This is a genomic window from Homoserinimonas aerilata (assembly GCF_006716125.1).
Classification (GTDB): domain Bacteria; phylum Actinomycetota; class Actinomycetes; order Actinomycetales; family Microbacteriaceae; genus Homoserinimonas; species Homoserinimonas aerilata.
In genome coordinates this window covers 223864-241990 of record NZ_VFOM01000001.1, presented here as the reverse complement: position 1 = coordinate 241990, position 18127 = coordinate 223864, and the positions used below count along the sequence as shown (strand labels likewise).

The 18127-nt window shown below is 63.0% G+C and carries 9 protein-coding genes, 3 rRNA genes and 1 pseudogene; 4 read left to right on the top strand and 9 right to left on the bottom strand.

All coding sequences use genetic code 11. The annotated features are described in order from the left end of the window. Positions 1-104: 104 nt before the first annotated feature. A pseudogene (locus FB562_RS01140) lies at positions 105-611 on the top strand (RNase H family protein); the annotation flags it as partial. An 82-nt stretch (positions 612-693) separates the two neighbouring features. Here the strand turns inward: FB562_RS01140 and FB562_RS01135 are convergent. The 6 genes from FB562_RS01135 to FB562_RS01110 form a co-directional block, all read right to left on the bottom strand. Continuing rightward, entirely contained in the window at positions 694-1917 is a 1224-nt protein-coding gene (locus tag FB562_RS01135) for an ROK family transcriptional regulator (protein WP_141879463.1), read from the bottom strand. A 35-nt stretch (positions 1918-1952) separates the two neighbouring features. Further along, positions 1953-4322, bottom strand: a complete 2370-nt coding sequence (gene yicI, locus FB562_RS01130) for an alpha-xylosidase (RefSeq protein WP_141879462.1) — start codon at positions 4320-4322, stop codon at positions 1953-1955. Positions 4323-4359: 37 nt separating this feature from the next. After that, positions 4360-5256: a carbohydrate ABC transporter permease gene (locus tag FB562_RS01125; protein WP_246081424.1), complete on the bottom strand. Its 897-nt coding sequence runs from the start codon at positions 5254-5256 to the stop codon at positions 4360-4362. Between the two features lie 5 nt (positions 5257-5261). Next, a complete protein-coding gene (locus tag FB562_RS01120) occupies positions 5262-6215 on the bottom strand; it encodes a carbohydrate ABC transporter permease (RefSeq protein WP_141879461.1) in 954 nt (317 codons plus the stop codon). A 77-nt stretch (positions 6216-6292) separates the two neighbouring features. After that, on the bottom strand, positions 6293-7591 hold the full coding sequence (locus tag FB562_RS01115; protein WP_141879460.1) for an ABC transporter substrate-binding protein: 1299 nt from the start codon (positions 7589-7591) through the stop codon (positions 6293-6295). A gap of 176 nt (positions 7592-7767) precedes the next feature. Continuing rightward, positions 7768-8856: a LacI family DNA-binding transcriptional regulator gene (locus FB562_RS01110; protein ID WP_141879459.1), complete on the bottom strand. Its 1089-nt coding sequence runs from the start codon at positions 8854-8856 to the stop codon at positions 7768-7770. Between the two features lie 240 nt (positions 8857-9096). On the opposite strand from FB562_RS01110, the gene xylA reads away from it, so the two are divergent. The 3 genes from xylA (at position 9097) to FB562_RS01095 (ending at position 12330) form a co-directional block, all read left to right on the top strand. After that, complete coding sequence (xylA, locus tag FB562_RS01105) at positions 9097-10287, top strand: xylose isomerase (protein ID WP_141879458.1); 1191 nt, start codon at positions 9097-9099, stop codon at positions 10285-10287. A 153-nt stretch (positions 10288-10440) separates the two neighbouring features. Continuing rightward, positions 10441-11844 (top strand): xylulokinase, encoded by a 1404-nt coding sequence (xylB, locus tag FB562_RS01100; RefSeq protein WP_141879457.1) that lies wholly within the window; start codon positions 10441-10443, stop codon positions 11842-11844. A 135-nt stretch (positions 11845-11979) separates the two neighbouring features. Beyond that, positions 11980-12330, top strand: coding sequence for a YciI family protein (locus tag FB562_RS01095; RefSeq protein ID WP_141879456.1), 351 nt, complete (start codon positions 11980-11982; stop codon positions 12328-12330). Between the two features lie 74 nt (positions 12331-12404). Here the strand turns inward: FB562_RS01095 and rrf are convergent. From rrf to FB562_RS01080, 3 genes are all read right to left on the bottom strand, one after another. Further along, positions 12405-12521, bottom strand: a 5S ribosomal RNA gene (gene rrf / locus FB562_RS01090). Between the two features lie 163 nt (positions 12522-12684). Next, positions 12685-15810, bottom strand: a 23S ribosomal RNA gene (locus tag FB562_RS01085). Positions 15811-16257: 447 nt separating this feature from the next. Next, positions 16258-17782: ribosomal RNA gene (locus tag FB562_RS01080) — 16S ribosomal RNA — on the bottom strand. Together the 16S, 23S and 5S rRNA genes form the textbook arrangement of a ribosomal RNA operon. Positions 17783-18127 lie beyond the last annotated feature (345 nt).

Here is an 18127-nt window from a genome sequence, read left to right as displayed (position 1 = left end):
AACTGTCGGTTACCATTCGGCGACATCCGCCTATGCGCTTTCTATGAGTCGCATTGGAGCGCCGTGCGGATTCCGCGACGTTGCCCGCTCGCTACGATTGACGGATGACGATCACGGCTGCAGCGGACGGTTCCGCCCTCGGAAACCCCGGCCCGGCCGGCTGGGCCTGGTATGTGGACGACGGATGCTGGGGCGCCGGCGGCTGGAAGCATGCCACCAACAACCAGGGCGAGCTGAAGGCCGTGCTCGAGCTGTTTCGCGCGACCGCCCACATCGACGACGATCTGCTGGTGCTGTGCGACAGCCAGTACGTGATCAACTCCGTCACCAAGTGGATGCCCGGCTGGAAGCGCAAGGGCTGGCGCAAGGGCGACGGCAAACCGGTGATGAACGTCGAGCTGCTCAAGGAGATCGACGACGCCATCCGCGGGCGCCGCTACCGCTTCGAGTGGGTGCGCGGCCATGTCGGCCACGAGCTGAACGAGGCTGCGGATGTTCGGGCGCGCGCGGTCGCAGAGGCCTACCAGCGAGGAACGGCCATTCCTGTGGGCCCCGGCTTCCCCGGCGCGGCCGCCACGATTCTCGACTCTGGTACTCCCGGCAGCGCTCCTGCCGACGATGCCCTCTTCAGCCTGGACTGAGCCGGGCAGCCTGCACGACGCCATGGCGTGACGGCCGTGGCACGGCAGCCATTCAGCTGTTCGCGGCCACCCAGCCGGCAGGGTCGTCGAGCAGCGCCTCGAAGGCGAGCTCTGCCGCGCCGATCATGAGAATGCTCGAGCCGAGCTTCGCCGAGCTGATCTGCAGCCCGTCGAAGTTGGGGCCGAGTGTGAGCCCGCCGACGGCGGCGAGCAGGCGCTCCGGGTCGGCGGCGTGAATGGCGGCGAGGAAGCCGCCGAGCACGACCAGTTGCGGGTTGAGCATGTTGGCGGCACCGGCGAGGGCGACGGCGAGGTGGTCGAGCTGCCGGCCGATCTCCTCCTGCACGGCCGACGAGTTCGATGCGAGCAGCGCCTGCTCCACCTCGTCGGGGGTGGGGCTGTGCAGCTCGAGCCCGTCGTGCTGGTGCAGCGCGTCGAGCAGCCGCTGGCGGGTGACAACGGATTCGAGGGTCCCCGGGATGCCGGCGGTGTCAGGCATGCCGTCACCTCCGACGCGCACATGGCCGAACTCCCCCGCGTAGCCGGCGTGGCCACCCACGAGCTGGCCACCGACGATGATGCCGCCGCCGATTCCACTCGACCCACCGTTGAGGTAGACGAGGTCGTTGAGCCCACGGCCCGCGCCGAAGAAGCGCTCGGCCATGGCACCGAGGCTGGCGTCGTTGGCGGCCTGCACCGCGCATCCGGTGGCTTTCGCCAGCAGTTCTGCGAGCGGCTCATCGACCCACTGCAGGTGCGGGGCGTGCCGCACGACGCCGTCTTCTGTGCGTACGAGGCCGGGCACGGCGACGCCCGCCCCCACGACGATGGCATCCGCGTCGAGTCCGGCGCGCAGCTGCCCGATGAGTTTGGTGGCTGTCGCGACGGCCTCTTCTGCGCTCGGCGAGGCGTCGGTGACGTGACGGATGGTGCGCCGTACGTCGCCGTCGAGGCCCACAATGGCGACGGTGATGGCGTCGATCTCGGGGTTGACGGCGAAGGCGACCGGTCGCCGGCCTGCGGCGACGATGGGACTCGGTCGCCCGACCGTTCTGCTCGCATCCGGTTCGCGCTCGACGACGAGGCCCAGCTCGGCGAGGGTTGCGACGAGCGCGGCGATGGTGGAACGGTTGAGCCCGGTGATGCGCGTCAGCTCCGAGCGTGAGGTCGCACCCGCCCGGTGCACATGGCGGAGGATCGCCGAGAGGTTGCGCCGCCTGACGTCGTCATGATTGCTGACCTGCACCGCGACCCCCTCCTTTGAGTTCCTCAACATTACTGCCCCGCCGGGCGGTGAATCGCCACGCCCATTCAGAGCGTGACGCTCCCCCTTTCCGCCGCGACGGCCTGGCCTCCTGCGCGCCGGGCGGTGAAGTCTCCGCCTGCCGAACTCGTGACGGTCACCCGCTCGCCGTCCGCCGTGACGGTGAAGATGACGGATGCCCCGCCCAGCGGGTTCGAGACGGTCACCTCACGGGTCCCCGCGAAGCCTGGGTAGACGGTGACGAGGGGCGCCTCGGTGTAGTCATAGTCCGGCCGGTCGCTGCGGGAGCCGGTCACGATGACGGACCCCTCCCGCACCCACAGGGGAACGCTGTCGAATGCGTGTGTCTCTCGCCGCCAGCATCCGCCCTGCACTGTCTCGCCGGTGAGGTGGTTGCTCCAGACGCCGGCGGGCAGGTAGTACTGCACGTCGCCGTCCGTGCTGAACACGGGGGCGACGAGCAGCTCCGAGCCGAGCATGTACTGCCGGTCGAGGTGGTCGATGGCGGGGTCGCCGGCGAACTCGAGCTGCATGGGCCGCATCACGGGGATGCCGCGCTCGTGCGCCTCGATGCCCGCCTGGAAAAGGTAGGGCATGAGTTCCAGCTTGAGCCGGGTGAAGCGTCGCGTCACCTCGACGGCGCTCTGGCCGGGCCCCTCACTGCCGTCGTCGAACAGCCACGGCACCCGATAGCTGGTGGAGCCGTGCAGTCGCGAGTGGCTCGACAGCAGGCCGAACGCCAGCCAGCGTTTGAACACGGCCGGGTCGGGGCTGCCCTCGAATCCGCCGATGTCGTGGCTCCAGAAGCCGAAGCCGCTCATCGCGAGCGACAGCCCACCGCGCAGTGTCTCGGCCATCGACTCATAGGAGGAGGAGTTGTCGCCGCCCCAGTGCACGGGCAGCTGTTGGCCGCCGGCCGTCGCGGAGCGGGCGAACAGCACGGCCTCGCCTTCGCCGCGCTCCTCCTCAAGCACCTCGAACACGGCCCTGTTGTACAGCTGCGTGTACCAGTTGTGCATGATGTCGGGCGATGAGCCGTCATGCCACACGACGTCGGTGGGGATGCGCTCCCCGAAGTCGGTCTTGAAGGCGTCGACGCCCTGCGCGATGAGTGTGCGCAGCTTGCCCTGATACCAGGCCGTCGCATCCGGGTTGGTGAAGTCGACGAGGCCCATTCCGGCCTGCCACATGTCCCACTGCCAGACGCTGCCGTCGGCGCGCCGCACAAGGTAGCCGGCGTGTGCGGCCTCGTCGAACATCGGCGAGCGCTGCGCGATGTACGGGTTCAGCCAGACGCAGACCCGCAGGTCCTTCTCATGTAGTCGGGCGAGCATGCCGTCGGGGTCAGGAAAGACGCGGGCGTCCCATTCGAAGTCGGTCCAGTTGAATTCGCGCATCCAGAAGCAGTCGAAGTGAAAGACGCTGAGGGGGAGGTCGCGCTGCATCATGCCGTCGATGAAGCTGTTGACGGTCGCCTCGTCATAGTCGGTCGTGAAGCTCGTCGACAGCCAGAGCCCGTATGACCAGGCGGGCACCTTCGCGGGGCGCCCGGTGAGCGCCGTGTACCGTTCGAGTACGTCCTTTGGGGTGGGCCCGTCGAAGACCAGGTATTCGAGTGCCTCCCCGGCCACAGAGAACTGCACCTGCTCGACGGCTTCGCTGCCGATCTCGAATGAGACGTGCTCCGGGTGGTTGACGAGCACGCCGTAACCGCGGTTGCTCAGGTAGAAGGGCACGTTCTTGTAGGCCTGCTCGCTGGAGGTTCCGCCGTCGGCGTTCCAGATGTCGATCGTCTGGCCGTTCTTCACGAAGGGCCCGAAGCGCTCGCCCAGGCCGTACACGTATTCGCCGACGCCGAGCGAGAGCTGGTTGTGAAGATAGACGGATGCCTCGGCGCGGCCGGTCGCGGTCACACCGGAGACCCCGGCGGGCTCCGTGGTGACGGGTGCGCCCTCCCCGAGCACCATGGCGGCCACGGATTTGTGCCCGCTGGTGGTGAGCACGCGCGATCCACCACCGTGCGCACCGCGGTCGGATGAGAAGGAGAGGTTCCACGGCGCCCCCTTCGTCACAGTCGCGCTGAGCGAGCCCGAGCTGATGGCCCCGCTGGTGACCGCCGTGCCGTCGCCGGCGATCGTGATCACCGCATCCGTCTCCTTCGCTCCGACGAGGTCGAAGCCGGGGCCGGTGTGTGCGCCGCGGTGGCGTTCGATACGCACCCGGATGACGCCCTCGAGCGGGCTGCCGAGGGTCACCGTGAGCACGGGTCGGTTGAGGGTGTCGCCTCGACCGGCGATCACTCGGGTGGGTGCGGTCACCCGCAGCTCCCCTTTGTGCTCTTCGATGTCGTAGGCCTCGGCGGCGTACTGCGCGTCGACGCCGGGGCGTGCGTGCCAGAATCCGTCGGTGAACTTCATGCTCTGTCCTCGGTTCGTGTGTCGTGGTGGTGAGCCGTCATTTGACGGCGCCTGCGGTGATGCCCCTGGTGAGGGTGCGTTGGAAGATGAGGAAGAAGATGAGCGTCGGGATGAGACCGAGGAGCGCGGAGGCGCTCGTCGTGGTGACGTCCATCAGCCGGTCGCCCTGGAGCACGGCGACCGCGACCGGAACGGTCTGGTTGGCGTTACTCACGAGGAAGGTCAGCGGGATGAGGAACTCGTTCCAGGTCCAGATGAAGAAGAAGATGATCAGCACGCTCAGCGTGGGTCGCGTGATGGGGAACACGACCCGCCACAGGATCGTCCACCGGTTGGCGCCGTCAAGCGATGCAGCCTCGAGGATCTCCTTCGGGAAGGTGCCGTACACGGAGGCCAGCAGGTAGGTGCCGAAGGCGCTCTGGATGACCACGAAGATGATGATCACGGCCCACTGGTTGTCGTACAGTCCCACCTGCTTGAACATGAAGTACAGCGGGTAGAGCAGCACCTCCTGCGGAAGCATGTTGGCGAGCAGGATGATCACGACGATCCAGGTGCGACCCTTCACTCTGCCGATTCCCAGCGCGAACGCGTTCAGCATGGAGATGAGTACGGCACCGATGGCGACGATCCCGCTGATGTAGAAGCTGTTCCACAGTTTCTCGGGAAAGTCGACGCGCTCCCAGAAGGCGACGAGGCCGTCGAAGTACAGCTCGCTCGGCAGTGACAGTGGGCCGGTGTTGGCGTAGTCGGTGGGCGATTTGAAGGAGTTGACCAAGATCATGAAGAACGGCACGGCGATGAGCAGGCCGATGAGCACGGCGACGCCGAGAACAGCCCAGTCACCGAGTGTCTTGCGCCTCCTGCCGCCGCGCCGCCGCGGCGTGGCCGGGCGTGCGACCTCGACGGCCGGCTCCTGCTCGAGGGGTGCGATGGCGCTCACTGGGTGACCTCCTCGTCGCGGCGTTCGAGCCTCGTCTGTACGAGGATGAACACGATGGACACCGCGGCGATAACCACGGTGAGAGCGGTCGCGATGGTGGCGCCGTAGCCGACCTGCTGCGATTGGAAGAACTCGCTGTACGCGTAGTAGGCGGGCACGATCGTCGACGTGCCCGGCCCACCTCCGGTGAGCGTGTAGATGGGGCCGAAGACCTTGAGCGCCGCGATCGTGCAGGTGAGGGTGACGACGAAGATCTCGGGCCGGATGATGCTGGCGGTGATCGAGCGGAAGCGCTGGAACCAGTTGGCCCCGTCGAGCTCTGCGGCTTCGTACAACTCGGGGTCGACCCGCTGCAGCGCTGCCATGAAGATGACGATCGGGTAGCCGAGCTGTACCCAGATCATGATGACCATGATGCTCGGCAGCGCGGTGTCGGGGCTGCCCAGCCAGTTGTGCTGCAGATCACCGAGGCCCACTGCCGCGAGAACCTGGTTGAGCGCGCCGTTCTGCGGGCGCAGGATCCAGCCGATCACGATGGCGGCGATGACGGCGGGCAGAATCTGGGGCAGGTAGTAGGTGGCGCGAAGGAAGCTCGCGATGCGCCCACCGAACTTCTTGCCGATGAGGTCGAAGAGCATGGCGGCGAGCACCAGCCCGAGCAGGGTGGGCACGACGACCATGGCGGCGATCATGGCGATCGAGTTACCGAAGGAGGTCCAGAAGGTGGCGTCGGAGAAGAGCTTCTCCCAGTTGTCGAGGCCGGTCCATTCTGGCGGGCGGATGCCCCGATAGTCGGTGAAGGTCAGGTAGATGTTCCAGAGCAGCGGCACGATGATGATCACCGTGAGCAGCGCGAGGCCGGGGATGAGGTAGGGCCAGAATGCGCGCGAGTCGCTGCCCGGCACGAGGCTCTTCGCCGCCCGCTTGCGCGTGGGCGTTGTCGTGGTCATGTGCTCGGCCTTTCGAATGGTGTGGTCGGATGCCGGGGCCGGCAGGGCTGTCGGCCCCGGCATCCGCTTGTCTGTCGTCAGCCGACGATGTCGTCGACGCCGGACTGGTACTGCTCACCCAGCTGGGTCTGCACATCCTTCGGCGACTTGGTGTCGTTGATGAGCTCCTGCAGGCCGGCGTTGAGCTGGTCGTAGAAGGTCGGGGTGGGCCAGTCAGGGTAGAACGCGATGCCGTCCTTGTCGGTCAGCTCGTTGAACGCCGCGATGAGTTCCTGGCTCTTCGGGTCGGTGATGTCGGCTTCGTCTGCGGCGACGGGCACGCCGCCGTTGTTGCCGATGAGCGCCTGGATCTCGGGGCGCATCGTCACGTCGATGAACTTGTAGGCGAGCTCCTTGTTCTTGGCGTTCTCAGGCACGACCCACATGTTGCCGGCGGAACCGGGCGAGAACTTGGCCTCGGGGAACAGGAAGGTACCCCAGTCGAATCCGGTCGCCTCGGTCGTGAAGCGGTTGTACCACCAGCTGCCGGAGAAGAAGATCGGGTAGGTGCCGTTGATGAAGGCGGTGCCGGCATCCTCTGCCTTGAATCCGCTCGCATCCTGGCTGATGTAGCCCTTGTCGGTCCAATCTTTGATGGTTTCGGTCGCGTACGAGACCTCGGGGCCCTGCCAGTCGACGTCGCCCGTGTAGAGCTGGTAGTCGTCGATCCAGCCGCGGTCGGCCTTGCTCAGTGCGAGCTGATACCAGAGCTGCCCGAGCGGGTATTCGGCGGCGGATTCTGCGAGTGGCGTCACACCCTTGTCGACGAAGGCCTGCATGACGTCTTCGAGTTCGGCGAGCGTGGTCGGAACCTCGAGGCCGTTCGCGGCGAACATGTCCTTGTTGTAGTAGACCTCGACGAATTCGCCGTAGTTCGGCACGCCGTACCATGAGCCGCTGCCCATGATGCCCTTGTCGTCGTATCGGGCGGTCGTCTGCAGCGAGGGGGCGAGCTTGTCGTCCCAGCCGTATTCTGCGACGGCGTCGTCGAGGCTGCTGAGCAGCCCCTGGCTGGCGAGCAGCCCCGCGGTCGCATTGCCCTTGTTGTATTCGAGGATGTCTGGTGCCTCGTTGGAGTTGAGCACCTGGCTTGCGGTTGAGCGGATCTGTTCGAAGCTCTTCTCCTCGAATTCGACGGTCGCGCCGGTCTCCTTCTCGAAGACCTTGATGGCCTCGCCCCAGGCGATGCCCATTGCGCTGGTCTCGCTCTCGAAGTGCCAGAGCTTGAGGGTCGTGCCGTCGCCTTCGTCTGCTCCGCCGCTTGCGCAGCCGGAGAGGATGAGTGCTCCTGCGCCCAGCAGGGCGAGTCCTGTCAGCAGTTTCTTCTGTCGTCTCACGGGTCTTCTACCTCCTTGTAGCCCCGGCCCGGGTGGCCGGCTTTTCTGTGATTCGGATGTTTTCTGTCTCGATGATCGCAGGCCTCCTGCGGAGTCGAAACGTTTCGATAGTCGTGCTGCAAGGTCCCTTCTCTGTGATGGTGCGGGATGTTTCGGTCTTGAGATGCGGTAGGGAATCAGGCGGGCGTGCGAGACGCCGTCGACCCGAGCTCGATGTACTCGGGCTCGATCAGTTCGACATGGGGAACGGCGTCGCTGGGCGCCGAACGCGTACCCAGCTGCGCCATGGTCAGTTCGATCGCGCGGGTGCAGGATCGGTCGGCCGGCAGCGGCACGACATCAAGCGCCGGATGCAGGTGGTCGGTGTCGAAGCTCGAGCAGGCCGAGATGACCGACAGATCCTGGGGCACTCGGATGCCCCGCTGCCGCAGCAGGTCGAGCACCATCGACTGCACGGGTTCATTGGCGTGCATGACGAGTGCGTCGAGGCCCGGCAGGGCACCGTCGATGGCCGCGAGCGCCTCGGCGACGCTTGCCGTGTCCTCTTTCGCCGGAGTGAAGAAGGTGCCCACGCCGAGACGATCCGCCTCCGCAAGGAAGGCGTCGCGAAAGCGCGGTGGAAAGTTCGACCGGCGCTCATACACCGCCGGGTCCTGCCCGAGAAGGGCGATCTGCCGGTGGCCCTGGCCAACGAGGCGCGTGACGCACATCTGCGCGGCCTTCTCGAAATCGAGGTCAACGCAGGTGAGCCCTGTCACATCATCCGGTATGCCGATGACGGCCGCGGGCAGACCCAGCTCGCGCAGCAGCGGGGCGCGCTCGTCATCGGAGGAGACATCGAGCAGCAGGATGCCGTCGACGAGCGAGCTGCGGGCGACGCGCCGGATGCCACTGGTCGCTTCATCCTGCGTGAGCAGCAGGATGTCGAAGTCGTAGGCGCGGGCGGCCCTCGCCACCGCGAGCACGAATGTCATGTGCGCCGGCGCGTGCGTCGCGGCGTGCAGCGGTGCGCTCAGCGCGAGGATGTTGGTGCGGGCGCCCTTGAGCATCCGGGCTCCCGCGTTGGGCCGGTAGTCGAGCTGGCGCACGGCATCCTCGACCCGGCGACGGGTGCTCTCCGCGATGGAACGTTTGCCGCTGAGGGCGTAGGAGACGGTGCTGATGGAGACACCGGCGACGCGGGCAACGTCGTGGATGCTCGCCATGGTGACTCCGTCGTCTCGTTGTTCGCCTGTGCTGCCGTCGTTGTTCGACTGCACTGTCATTGTCGCCGCCGTCGCACCGTTGTGACTTTGTCTAAACGTTTCGACAGTTGGCGTGTCAGGAGCATAAGCCCGCTTCCGGCGCCAGCGCAAGAGATTTGTGGTCTATTGCCACAAATTGACCTGAGGCATAGAGTGGGATATGTTCCAGCAGTCAACAAATACCGGGGTTCTGCCCCGAACTGCCACGCGCTGGGCGTTCTGGCAGATCCACTCACCACCGCCGCTGAATCGGAGCAGACCATGAGCATCACCCCCACCCGCGACGACAAGTTCTCGTTCGGCCTCTGGACCGTCGGCTACAACGGTACGGACCCGTTCGGCGGCCCCACCCGGCCCGCGCTCGACGTCGTCGAGGCCGTCACCCGCCTCAGCGACCTCGGCGCCTACGGCCTCACCTTCCACGACGACGACCTGTTCGCCTTCGGATCGACGGATGCCGAGCGCCAGAAACAGATCGACCGCCTGAAGCAGGTGCTCGCCGACACCGGCGTGATCGTGCCCATGGTCACCACCAACCTCTTCAGCGCCCCCGTCTTCAAGGATGGCGGCTTCACCTCCAACGACCGGGCCGTGCGCCGCTTCGCGCTGCGCAAGGTGCTGCGCAACCTCGACCTCGCGGCCGAGCTGGGCGCCAAGACGTTCGTCATGTGGGGCGGCCGCGAAGGCGCCGAGTATGACGCGGCCAAAGACATCCGCTCGGCCCTCGAGCGCTACCGTGAGGCCGTCGACCTGCTCGGCCAGTACGTGACCGACAAGGGCTACGACATCCGCTTCGCCATCGAGCCGAAGCCGAACGAGCCCCGCGGCGACATCCTGCTGCCCACCGTCGGCCACGCGCTCGCCTTCATCGAGACGCTCGAGCGCCCCGAATTGGTCGGCGTCAACCCGGAGGTCGGGCACGAACAGATGGCGGGCCTCAACTTCACGGCTGGCATCGCGCAGGCGCTGTACCAGGGCAAGCTGTTCCACATCGACCTCAACGGCCAGCGTGGAATCAAGTATGACCAGGATCTCGTCTTCGGCCACGGCGATCTGCAGAACGCGTTCTCGCTCGTCGACCTGCTCGAGAACGGCGGCCCCGATGGTGGCCCCGCCTACGACGGCCCCCGCCACTTCGACTACAAGCCCTCGCGCACCGAGGACTCGACGGGCGTCTGGGATTCCGCCGCCGCGAACATGCGCACCTACCTGCTGCTCAAGGAGCGCGCCGCCGCCTTCCGCGCGGACCCGGAGGTGCAGGAGGCGCTCGCTGCGTCGCGCGTCGACGAGCTCGCCCAGCCGACGCTGGGCGACGGTGAGTCGCATGACGCGCTGATCGCCGACCGTGCTTCATACGAGGACTTCGACGCCGACGCCTACTTCGGCGGCAAGGGCTTCGGCTTCGTGCGCCTGCAGCAGCTCGCCGTCGAGCACCTGCTCGGCGCCCGCTGACCCCCGCCCGCGCGCAAGCACTCGCACTCGCACTTGTGCCCGCGGTAGCGCCCACACTCGCATGAAGTACGCCGATCGGCTGCTCCGGAACCCCGACAGCAGCCGATTGGCGTACTCGAGCGCGATATCGTCTCAGATGATCGAATGGATGCCATGACCCTCGTCGCCGGGATCGACTCCTCCACGCAGAGCTGCAAGATCGTGATTCGGGATGCCACGAGCGGCGCCCTCGTGCGCTCGGGTCGCGCCGCGCATCCCGATGGCACCGAGGTCGACCCGCAGGCCTGGTGGCTCGCCCTTTTCGAGGCGATCGCCGACGCGGGCGGCCTCGACGACGTCGCCGCGATCTCCGTCGCCGCGCAGCAACACGGAATGGTGGTGCTGGATGCCGGCGGTCGCGTCATCCGCCCCGCCCTGCTCTGGAACGACACCCGCAGTGCCCCCGCCGCCCTCGCCCTGATCGAGGAGTTCGGCGCCGACGAGCTCGCCCGGCGCACCGGAACCGTTCCCGTCGCGTCGATGACCTCCACGAAGCTGCGCTGGCTGCGGGATGCCGAACCCGAGAACGCGGCGGCGGTCGAGGCTGTCGCGCTCCCCCACGACTGGCTCAGCTGGCGGTTGCGCGGCTACGGCCCCGACACCGCACTCGGCCCGCAGCTCGATCAGCTCAGCACGGATCGATCGGATGCGAGCGGCACCGGCTACTGGTCGCCCACGAGCGGTGAATACGATCGGCAGATCCTGCTGAGTTCGCTCGGCCACGACGCCGTGCTCCCCCGCGTGCTCGCCCCGGGCGAGGCCGCCGGCACGACCGCCGTGGAGGGGCTGCCCACAGGAATCGTCGTCGGCCCGGGCGCCGGCGACAACGCCGGCGCCGCCCTCGGCCTCGGAGCACGGCCCGGCGACATCGTCGCGTCGATCGGCACGAGCGGCACGGTCTTCGCCGTCACCGAGCAGTCAACGACGGATGCGACGGGCACGGTTGCCGGGTTCGCCGACGCATCCGGTGCCTTCCTCCCGCTTGTCGCAACCCTCAACGCTGCCCGCGTGCTCGACTCGATCGCTGGCCTTCTCGGCGTCGACCATGCCGAGCTGGGGCGGCTGGCGCTCACCGCCGAGCCGGGCTCGGGCGGGCTCGTTCTGCAGCCCTATTTCGAGGGCGAGCGCACACCGAATCTGCCGGATGCCACGGCTTCGCTTTTCGGCATGACTCTCGCGTCGACGACCCGCGCCGGTCTGGCACGCGCTGCGATCGAGGGGATGCTGTGCGGCCTGGCCGACGGGCTCGATGCCGTGCGCGGCCTCGGCGTCGCTGCGAACAGGCTGCTGCTCATCGGCGGTGCGGCCCAGAGCCCCGCCGTCCGCGAGATCGCAGCGCAGGTGTTCGGTCTTCCGGTGGATGTTCCGACGCCGGGCGAGTATGTCGCCGACGGTGCCGCGGTGCAGGCCGCGTGGGCGCTCCAGGGCACGCGCCCGTCGTGGGCGGTGTCGACTGAGGCGAGTCTTCCTGCCGATCCCCGTCCGATCATCCGCTCGCAGTACGCCGCCCGCCGCTGACGCGCGGCCCAGCCTGCGACCGTCGCAGCACTGGCGGTTGGCCGCGCACAGGCGGATGATGGGGTCACACGGCGGCTTTCGTGACCGCAGCTTGTGCGGGCCGCGGATGCCGCGTCGCCGGCGCGAGGAGTGACGATGCGGTTCATGATCATGGTGTTCGGCGAGGAGCAGGATGTCCATGCCAGGCCTCCCGAGTGGGCGGAGCGGCTGGCAGCGTTCATGGTCCAGCTGGAAGACGAGCTGGCCTTCAGCGGTGAGCTGGTGTCGAGCGAGGTGCTCGAGTTCGGCGAGTCGGCGACCCTGGTGGATCGGCATGGCGGGCGGCATCGCGGTTCGTTCACCGGTAACAAGGCGCCGCTCACGCGCTTCTGGTTGGTGAAGGTTCCGGATGCGGAGCGCGCGTTTGTCATCGCCGGCCGTGTCGCCGAGGTGGTCGGCGGCGCCGTGGAGGTCCGTCGCGCTCAGGAGGAGACACACCGCCCCTGATGGACGTTCGCCGCAATGCCCACTTAACGCAAAGTAGCCACCCCTGATTCAGGGGTGGCTACTTTCCAAAAGGAGTCCGGCGGTGTCCTACTCTCCCACAGGGTCCCCCCTGCAGTACCATCGGCGCAGAGAGTCTTAGCTTCCGGGTTCGGAATGTAACCGGGCGTTTCCCTCTCGCTATGGCCGCCGAAACACTATTGATTTATGTATCGAATCTGTGGCCAGAATCCACCCGCCTCCCCCACAACATGGGGTCGACCAGGTGTTAGCTGGACGCAGTTCCCGACCGTAAATCGGGAACCACAAAGTGGACGCAAGCAACGCAAATCGTTCGTATTCCAAAAGGAATAAGGTGTTATCAAGTTATCGGCTTATTAGTACGGGTCAGCTCCATGCGTCGTTAGTCCGCACTTCCACATCCCGCCTATCAACCCAGTAGTCTAGCTGGGAGCCTCTCGACCTAAGTCATGGAAATCTCATCTTGAAGCTGGCTTCCCGCTTAGATGCTTTCAGCGGTTATCCATTCCGAACGTAGCTAATCAGCGGTGCTCCTGGCGGAACAACTGACACACCAGAGGTTCGTCCATCCCGGTCCTCTCGTACTAGGGATAGATCTTCTCAAATTTCCTGCGCGCGCAGAGGATAGGGACCGAACTGTCTCACGACGTTCTAAACCCAGCTCGCGTACCGCTTTAATGGGCGAACAGCCCAACCCTTGGGACCTACTCCAGCCCCAGGATGCGACGAGCCGACATCGAGGTGCCAAACCATGCCGTCGATATGGACTCTTGGGCAAGATCAGCCTGTTATCCCCGAGGTACCTTTTATCCGTTGAGCGACAGCGCTTCCACAAGCCACTGCCGGATCACTAGTCCCGACTTTCGTCCCTGCTCGACTTGTCAGTCTCACAGTCAAGCTCCCTTGTGCACTTACACTCGACACCTGATTGCCAACCAGGTTGAGGGAACCTTTGGGCGCCTCCGTTACTTTTTAGGAGGCAACCGCCCCAGTTAAACTACCCACCAGGCACTGTCCCAGAACCGGATCACGGTTCGTAGTTAGATATCCAATATGACCAGAGTGGTATTTCAACAATGACTCCACCAACACTAGCGTGCCAGCTTCACAGTCTCCCACCTATCCTACACAAGCCACACCGAACACCAATACCAAGCTGTAGTAAAGGTCACGGGGTCTTTCCGTCCTTCTGCGCGTAACGAGCATCTTTACTCGTAGTGCAATTTCGCCGAGTTCGCGGTTGAGACAGCTGGGAAGTCGTTACGCCATTCGTGCAGGTCGGAACTTACCCGACAAGGAATTTCGCTACCTTAGGATGGTTATAGTTACCACCGCCGTTTACTGGGGCTTAAATTCTCAGCTTCGCACTTGCGTGCTAACCGTTCCTCTTAACCTTCCAGCACCGGGCAGGCGTCAGTCCGTATACATCGTCTTGCGACTTGGCACGGACCTGTGTTTTTAGTAAACAGTCGCTTCCCACTGGTCTCTGCGGCCCTACAGCGCTCCCGGAGTAAATCCGTTCACGCCTCAGGCCCCCCTTCTCCCGAAGTTACGGGGGCATTTTGCCGAGTTCCTTAACCACGATTCTCTCGATCTCCTTAGTATTCTCTACCTGAACACCTGAGTCGGTTTGGGGTACGGGTGACTAGAACCTCGCGTCGATGCTTTTCTTGGCAGCATAGGATCACTGATTTCGCCCCTACGGGCTACCCATCGGGTCTCAGCCTTATATGAGAGACGGATTTGCCTATCTCTCGGCCTACATCCTTAGACCGGGACAACCATCGCCCGGCTCAGCTACCTTCCTGCGTCACACCTGTTAATACGCTAGCCGCACCAGAACGGGGTCGAGCGTTAGACCGCACCGTCTCACCCCGAAGGGATCAACTGGATACGGGTTAGGACTCTTAGCACTACTGGATTAGCTCGGGCGGTTCTTCGTCAGTACGGGAATATCAACCCGTTGTCCATCGACTACGCCTGTCGGCCTCGCCTTAGGTCCCGACTTACCCAGGGCGGATTAACCTGGCCCTGGAACCCTTGTTCTTTCGGAGGACGGGTTTCTCACCCGTCTTTCGCTACTCATGCCTGCATTCTCACTCGTGTAGGCTCCACGGCTGGTTTACACCGCCGCTTCACTGCCCACACGACGCTCTCCTACCACTCCGTACGGCTGAACCACGAAGGCTTACCTAATATACGAAATCTACAACTTCGGTGGTGTGCTTGAGCCCCGTTACATTGTCGGCGCGGAATCACTTGACCAGTGAGCTATTACGCACTCTTTCAAGGGTGGCTGCTTCTAAGCCAACCTCCTGGTTGTCTCTGCAACTCCACATCCTTTTCCACTTAGCACACGCTTGGGGACCTTAGTTGGTAGTCTGGGTTGTTTCCCTCTCGACGATGAAGCTTATCCCCCACCGTCTCACTGCTGCGCTCTCACTTACCGGCATTCGGAGTTTGGCTGACGTCAGTAACCTTGTAGGGCCCATCGGCCATCCAGTAGCTCTACCTCCGGCAAGAAACACGCAACGCTGCACCTAAATGCATTTCGGAGAGAACCAGCTATCACGAAGTTTGATTGGCCTTTCACCCCTATCCACAGCTCATCCCCTCCATTTTCAACTGAAGTGGGTTCGGTCCTCCACGCGCTCTTACACGCGCTTCAACCTGGCCATGGATAGATCACTTCGCTTCGGGTCTAGGACATGCGACTGAATCGCCCTATTCAGACTCGCTTTCGCTACGGCTTCCCCACTCGGGTTAACCTCGCCACATATCGCTAACTCGCAGGCTCATTCTTCAAAAGGCACGCTGTCACCCCTACAAAGGAGGCTCCAACGGTTTGTATGCAAACGGTTTCAGGTACTATTTCACTCCCCTCCCGGGGTACTTTTCACCTTTCCCTCACGGTACTTGTCCGCTATCGGTCTTCTGGGAGTATTTAGGCTTACCAGGTGGTCCTGGCAGATTCACACGGGATTTCTCGGGCCCCGTGATACTTGGGATACTTCTCGCGTCAGAACAAAACATTTCGACTACGGGGCTGGCACCCGCTATGGCCAGGCTTTCAAACCTGTTCGTCTATATTCCTCTGTAACGCTGCAGCAACGGCAGTCACTGCTGAAAAGTCCCGCAACCCCGACCATGCAACGCCTGCCGGCTATCACACATGATCGGTTTGGCCTCTTCCGATTTCGCTCGCCACTACTCACGGAATCACTGTTGTTTTCTCTTCCTGTGGGTACTGAGATGTTTCACTTCCCCACGTTCCCTCTACCCGCCCTATATATTCAGGCGGGAGTCACCAGGTCGTATTGCTACGCCTGGCGGGGTTTCCCCATTCGGAAATCCTCGGATCACAGCTCGATTATCAGCTCCCCGAGGCTTATCGCAGATTTCTACGTCCTTCTTCGGCTCCAGAAGCCAAGGCATTCACCGTTTGCACTTAAAAACTTGATGACAAAATTTGCACAAAGAACCAGCAAAATAAATTGCTGATCTTTGAATAGACACCACATCATCTCTCCCAGAACAAGTCTGGAATCCATGACGCACTGTCTAAGATGCTCGCGTCCACTGTGTAGTTCTCAAAATACGGGCGGTACCCCCTCATCCTGGCAAAAACGCCAGTCCGACAGAGGTCCAGAGGAGTTCGATACGACCAGAAAAGGTAACCCTTCCCCGACCGATCCGGTCCCTCAGGACCCAACAGCGTGCAACAGACCAGCCCTCACACCCCGAATCGTTCCTTCCGACACAAGTGCCGACGTACTAAACCCAGAGCCTTCGATCTGGTCACCATGTCAATGTTCCACCCATGAGCGTCACCGGAGAACATGTGTCTCCGAAATGACTTGGCAGCTGTAATCGGACTGTATACAGATCCGAGCTGCACATGCTCCTTAGAAAGGAGGTGATCCAGCCGCACCTTCCGGTACGGCTACCTTGTTACGACTTAGTCCTAATTACCGATCCCACCTTCGACAGCTCCCCCCTTACGGTTGGGCCACTGGCTTCGGGTGTTACCGACTTTCATGACTTGACGGGCGGTGTGTACAAGGCCCGGGAACGTATTCACCGCAGCGTTGCTGATCTGCGATTACTAGCGACTCCGACTTCATGAGGTCGAGTTGCAGACCTCAATCCGAACTGAGACCGGCTTTTTGGGATTCGCTCCACCTTACGGTATCGCTGCCCTTTGTACCGGCCATTGTAGCATGCGTGAAGCCCAAGACATAAGGGGCATGATGATTTGACGTCATCCCCACCTTCCTCCGAGTTGACCCCGGCAGTCTCCTATGAGTTCCCACCATTACGTGCTGGCAACATAGAACGAGGGTTGCGCTCGTTGCGGGACTTAACCCAACATCTCACGACACGAGCTGACGACAACCATGCACCACCTGTTTACGAGTGTCCAAAGAGTTGACCATTTCTGGCCCGTTCTCGTATATGTCAAGCCTTGGTAAGGTTCTTCGCGTTGCATCGAATTAATCCGCATGCTCCGCCGCTTGTGCGGGCCCCCGTCAATTCCTTTGAGTTTTAGCCTTGCGGCCGTACTCCCCAGGCGGGGAACTTAATGCGTTAGCTGCGACACAGAATCCGTGGAATGGACCCTACATCTAGTTCCCAACGTTTACGGCATGGACTACCAGGGTATCTAATCCTGTTCGCTACCCATGCTTTCGCTCCTCAGCGTCAGTTACGGCCCAGAGATCTGCCTTCGCCATCGGTGTTCCTCCTGATATCTGCGCATTCCACCGCTACACCAGGAATTCCAATCTCCCCTACCGCACTCTAGTCTGCCCGTACCCACTGCAGGCTGGGGGTTGAGCCCCCAGATTTCACAGCAGACGCGACAAACCGCCTACGAGCTCTTTACGCCCAATAATTCCGGATAACGCTTGCACCCTACGTATTACCGCGGCTGCTGGCACGTAGTTAGCCGGTGCTTTTTCTGCAGGTACCGTCACTTTCGCTTCTTCCCTACTAAAAGAGGTTTACAACCCGAAGGCCGTCGTCCCTCACGCGGCGTTGCTGCATCAGGCTTGCGCCCATTGTGCAATATTCCCCACTGCTGCCTCCCGTAGGAGTCTGGGCCGTGTCTCAGTCCCAGTGTGGCCGGTCACCCTCTCAGGCCGGCTACCCGTCGTCGGCTTGGTGAGCCGTTACCTCACCAACTACCTGATAGGCCGCGAGTCCATCCCAGACCGAAATTCTTTCCACCCCCTGACCATGCGGCCGAGGATCGTATCCGGTATTAGACACCGTTTCCAGTGCTTATCCCAGAGTCTGGGGCAGGTTACTCACGTGTTACTCACCCGTTCGCCACTAATCCAGCCAGAGCAAGCTCCAGCCTTCATCGTTCGACTTGCATGTGTTAAGCACGCCGCCAGCGTTCATCCTGAGCCAGGATCAAACTCTCCGTAAATGTTTGATAGCACGAACGACCTAAGCCGAACGGCACATCTAGTGTGTCCCACCACCGGAAATAGGCAGACAAGACACAAGTTTGAAACTGACAAGAACAAATCATTACTGACTTGCTTTGTTGTTTAAATGTTTTTCCAAAGGAATCTCCACATCAAACCAAAAGATTCGATGCCGAGGTTTTTGGCATTTGACATAGTGCACGCTGTTGAGTTCTCAAGGATCGGACGCTCCGAATGCTCAGCCTCTCGGCCTTGCTGTTCGGGCATGTTGCCCTGATTCATTTGCATGCCCCAGAAGGGACATGTTCGTGAATGTGTTTTCATCACGAGTCTTACGACTCAGT

Coding starts and splice junctions, on each gene's coding strand:
- xylB (WP_141879457.1), top strand. CDS start 10,441: ATGACCCTCGTCGCCGGGATCGACTCCTCCACGCAGAGCTGCAAGATC.
- xylA (WP_141879458.1), top strand. CDS start 9,097: ATGAGCATCACCCCCACCCGCGACGACAAGTTCTCGTTCGGCCTCTGG.
- FB562_RS01095 (WP_141879456.1), top strand. CDS start 11,980: ATGCGGTTCATGATCATGGTGTTCGGCGAGGAGCAGGATGTCCATGCC.
- FB562_RS01135 (WP_141879463.1), bottom strand. CDS start 1,917: ATGTTGAGGAACTCAAAGGAGGGGGTCGCGGTGCAGGTCAGCAATCAT.
- FB562_RS01110 (WP_141879459.1), bottom strand. CDS start 8,856: ATGACAGTGCAGTCGAACAACGACGGCAGCACAGGCGAACAACGAGAC.
- yicI (WP_141879462.1), bottom strand. CDS start 4,322: ATGAAGTTCACCGACGGATTCTGGCACGCACGCCCCGGCGTCGACGCG.
- FB562_RS01120 (WP_141879461.1), bottom strand. CDS start 6,215: ATGACCACGACAACGCCCACGCGCAAGCGGGCGGCGAAGAGCCTCGTG.